The organism is uncultured Cyclobacterium sp. (assembly GCF_963976465.1).
Taxonomy (GTDB): domain Bacteria; phylum Bacteroidota; class Bacteroidia; order Cytophagales; family Cyclobacteriaceae; genus Cyclobacterium.
The window spans coordinates 1-3,639 of the sequence record NZ_CAXBOC010000528.1; the positions used below are offsets into that span (position 1 = coordinate 1).

The following is a 3,639-nucleotide window of genomic DNA, read 5'->3' on the forward strand; positions in this document are numbered from 1 at the left end:
AAATATGGTGCATTCTTATTTACCGAAAGTGGTGCACTTGTAATTACCGATTACACCTATACGATGATCTGGCCTCTGAGCCTGTCGAAGGAGAATGTTCTAGGCGTTAAAATTCTTAGTTATTATTGTAGGGAACTAATATTGAAACTTAGAAGAATCTCCATATTGACCAACAAGATAGCAGGAGTATCTTGTCAAGGCCACATCTTGAACTTCTCTTTGTCCACCTTTACCTATCTCTATCATTTTGGTGACGCCAATGAAATGATTAAGTTTCTGTTGTGAATTGACCTTCTGAACGGTTTGTTTACATATTCCTCTTAAGCATTTGTAGTATTTCTGTATTTTAGAATGTTATACCCAATTCTCTAAACATTTCAATTGTGTTTCTATATGACACACCAAAATGCTTACAGGGCTCTGGCATTTTGATTTTGTTTTTACGATTCGGGTCACTCACTTCATGGGTAACCAAGACCCTGCTCTGAACATCTTCAAGAACGTAAGCTACTAAAAATGCATCTGCTTCATATACATCTAGAAATTCGTTAATAGCGTTTGGGAGATAATGGTCACTTTTTGATATCGTCCAAGCAGATATTTTACTATACTCACTCAAGGCAGTCGAAGAATCTTTAAAAAAGCCATCAGGTAAATTACCTTTACACCAATCTTCCAAGTTATCATTCTTGTTGAAAAGCTCCTGTTTAACTTTGTCAATACTTATAATTGTGCCAGATTGAGCTAATTCATTAACCTTCAACCAAAAACTTTTCGCCACATCAAGGGGATAAGTAGCTCTGTGCGCTTGGATGAAAAAATTGCTATCTACCACATATGCTTTCATTCGAATTATATGGTTTTGGCAAAAAACTTATCGAAAGTGTCTCCTTTCATGCTCGTTAATTTGTAAGCATCACGATAAAGTAGTTGACCAGTTTTTACAGCATTGTTTACATGGGAAGCAAATGTCAAACTTATACGTTTTCTAGCAGTAGCGTAGAAATCACCCCCAGTCCCTTGATTTTGTTTTTTACTGAACTCTCTATTCTTATACTCTTCATAAAAAGAAAAAAACTGTTCCTTAGAAATTTTTCTTGTATCGAGCGCTCTCCTGGCAATAACAATTTCGCTAACTTTAAAAAAACGAGAACAAAATTTGATACTAGGATTTTTAGTCCATATTTCTTCAAAGGTTTTTTCCGGAACTAAAAATTCAGCAGCGACTTTGTCACAAAGAACTTCTATAGGTTCATTTGCAGGTTGAAGCTTACGAAAGTCAAAACCAGCACTATGTCCAGTCCAAATATGTGCAAGTTCATGAACAATTGTAAATAGCTGTGCTGCTTTACCATCGGAATTATTAATAAACATGAAAGGTGCTAGATCATCAACAAGAACAAAACCTCTACATTCATCTACTTCAAGTGTTCTAGATGTATTATTCTCAACAACACCATTAAATACGGTGATAATTCCTTTGTCCTCAATAGATTTAACTAAGTGATTAAGAGATTCCTGCCAGGTCTTAAAATGTCTAGCCCAGTCTTCTGTTAACCCTAAAGTAATTCGAATACTATTAACTATAGCTGGAATATCATTACTCCCTTTGAATTTACCAACAAAATCTAACGGTTCATAACCATTATCATCCAAATATTCTTTTAACCAGTTTTGTCGTTGCTGTAATAGCAAAATGGTGTCATATACATTTACGCTAACCTTCTCCGCTTGCTTTCCATTTGTTCTAAAGAATGGGATAGGTAGCTTTTCTTTAGGAGGTTCCGGTAAAAATAAATATCCAAAAGGTAAGTGAACTTTTTTAGAAAACTGCTCAAGTTGCTTTACCGTTGGTTTTTTTTCACCACTAAGCCACTCAGTTACTTTTGGCATCTTCTCGGTAAATTCAAGCAAATCATACCCAGCTCGGTCAATGGCCCAAGTAAGGATATTAGCATTAATATCTACCGTATTTCTCATATCACAAAAGTATTAATTTAAAAATACATTAATAGAATCCAAGATACAACATGATTTATATGAATTTGATTCTTTTCAGCTGTGAAGCCATAGAGTAAAGCCTAAAAGGGTACATTAATACCTATAAAGATAATAAGAAGTAAACTTGCAGCTACTGACAGGTAATGAATAAAACCTTTAGACCCTAATTCAAGACCAAAATTAGCTTTATAAATTATAAAAGCCTTTGTTCAACCCTTCTCAGGGTTGCAAATTTAATGGATCCTTCTTTATCCACGGGTTGTCCTCCCGTGGCTATTGTTATTGAAGCCCTTCAGACTTCTTCGGTTTGAAACCAAGCCATATTCTTAAAAACACCTACTCAGTAGAAATGGGCTTTAGCCCATTTTTAAAGATGCAATACAGCCTCCGGCTTTAGTCAAAATTTAGCTAACAAAAGGATTAATAGGAAATTGAACTTTGCCTAAGGGAAGCTTTCTTACGCTTAAGGGACTTTAACCCATAGTATCGGATAACCTTTTGGCCTATATTCACCATTCAAGGCGTACACACTGTATTCAGACTAGGCTATTTCAGCCGTCAGAATGCTTAGTTATTGGCGGCAGTATTTTATATTATTTGTTTTATAGTGCTCATTGGAAGAAACATTTTCTCACTATCTGGCAGTTGTTCAAAACCATATTTTTTATAAAACTTGACCGCAAATTTATTAATTGGGTCTACGACAACAGCCATAGCCCCTATGCTTTCTTCGGATAATGTAAATGCTCTAAATAATGCATCTAAAAGTAAATGCTCTCCTAATCCTGTTCCTTTTGCAGTTATGTCTCTTGCTAGTCGTCCGAGTAAAATGACTGGAGCATTGTAATTTTGAGGAACTTTTTTGATATACTTATCAGGAATCTGCTCTCTCCCAATACTTTCGCTCGATAAGGTGTAATAGCCAATTACATTATTATCATTGGCTATTGCAACAAAGCAAATTGCAAGCTTTTTCTTTACATCCTGACTAACTTGTTTTTGGATATAATTGGTTAGTTGTTGCTCTTCACATTCAAATGCCTTTCGGTAATGGGTCTTGTCTAATATAGATATGTCCAACTTCAGCCTTTTTTTGATTTGTATCTTTTTGCGGCCTCAACCAAGTTTTGATTAGGTTTTGAATTTCCGAATACGGCATCAAAGAATACTTTACGATCTTTTTCTGTAGCAATAATTCTGTCATTTTTTGCCACGATTTCTTCAGCTTTTTGCTTAACTACTCTAACAATAAAGCTGCTGAATGATTTGTCTCCGCTTAGTTTTTGTGCTCTTCTGAATATTCTTTTGTCCGTAGAGGTCACTCTTAACTCGATCCGTTCGTCTTTACTTATCTCTGCTTCCATGACGTATTATATTTTTTCAAATGTACGGCAAATCCCCGTACAAAACAAGTTTTTTCAATACCCAAGTAGAGTAGCCCCTGATAGGCTACTTTATTAATACCTATAAAGATAATAAGAAGCAGATAATCAACAAACTAACAGGTAAGGAATAATATCCTCATTCTATTCAAGACAAAAAACAGCTTTCTATCTTAAAGGCTATTCCAGCTCTAAGGCTCCTGTTCAACCCTTCTCAGGGTTGCAAATTTAATGGATCCTTCTTTATCCACGGGTT

The 3,639-nt window shown here is 35.3% G+C and carries 5 protein-coding genes; 1 reads left to right on the forward strand and 4 read right to left on the reverse strand.

All coding sequences use genetic code 11. The features are described from left to right. A partial coding sequence (locus tag AAC037_RS21590; RefSeq protein WP_339905535.1) for a hypothetical protein occupies positions 1-285 on the forward strand: 285 nt, incomplete at its 5' end. A gap of 61 nt (positions 286-346) precedes the next feature. On the opposite strand, the gene AAC037_RS21595 is transcribed toward AAC037_RS21590, so the two are convergent. From AAC037_RS21595 to AAC037_RS21610, 4 genes are all read right to left on the reverse strand, one after another. Then, positions 347-847, reverse strand: a complete 501-nt coding sequence (locus AAC037_RS21595; RefSeq protein WP_339905536.1) for a DUF4411 family protein — start codon at positions 845-847, stop codon at positions 347-349. Positions 848-852: 5 nt separating this feature from the next. After that, positions 853-1,980 (reverse strand): ImmA/IrrE family metallo-endopeptidase, encoded by a 1,128-nt coding sequence (locus tag AAC037_RS21600; protein ID WP_339905537.1) that lies wholly within the window; start codon positions 1,978-1,980, stop codon positions 853-855. Positions 1,981-2,589: 609 nt separating this feature from the next. Next, complete coding sequence (locus tag AAC037_RS21605; RefSeq protein ID WP_339905538.1) at positions 2,590-3,081, reverse strand: GNAT family N-acetyltransferase; 492 nt, start codon at positions 3,079-3,081, stop codon at positions 2,590-2,592. A 2-nt stretch (positions 3,082-3,083) separates the two neighbouring features. After that, entirely contained in the window at positions 3,084-3,365 is a 282-nt protein-coding gene (locus AAC037_RS21610; protein WP_339905539.1) for a DUF1778 domain-containing protein, read from the reverse strand. Between the last annotated feature and the right edge of the window lie 274 nt (positions 3,366-3,639).

What these genes read in the sequence shown, in the direction of transcription:
- AAC037_RS21595 (WP_339905536.1), bottom strand. Translation starts at nt 847, where the DNA reads ATGAAAGCATATGTGGTAGATAGCAATTTTTTCATCCAAGCGCACAGA.
- AAC037_RS21600 (WP_339905537.1), bottom strand. Translation starts at nt 1,980, where the DNA reads ATGAGAAATACGGTAGATATTAATGCTAATATCCTTACTTGGGCCATT.
- AAC037_RS21610 (WP_339905539.1), bottom strand. Translation starts at nt 3,365, where the DNA reads ATGGAAGCAGAGATAAGTAAAGACGAACGGATCGAGTTAAGAGTGACC.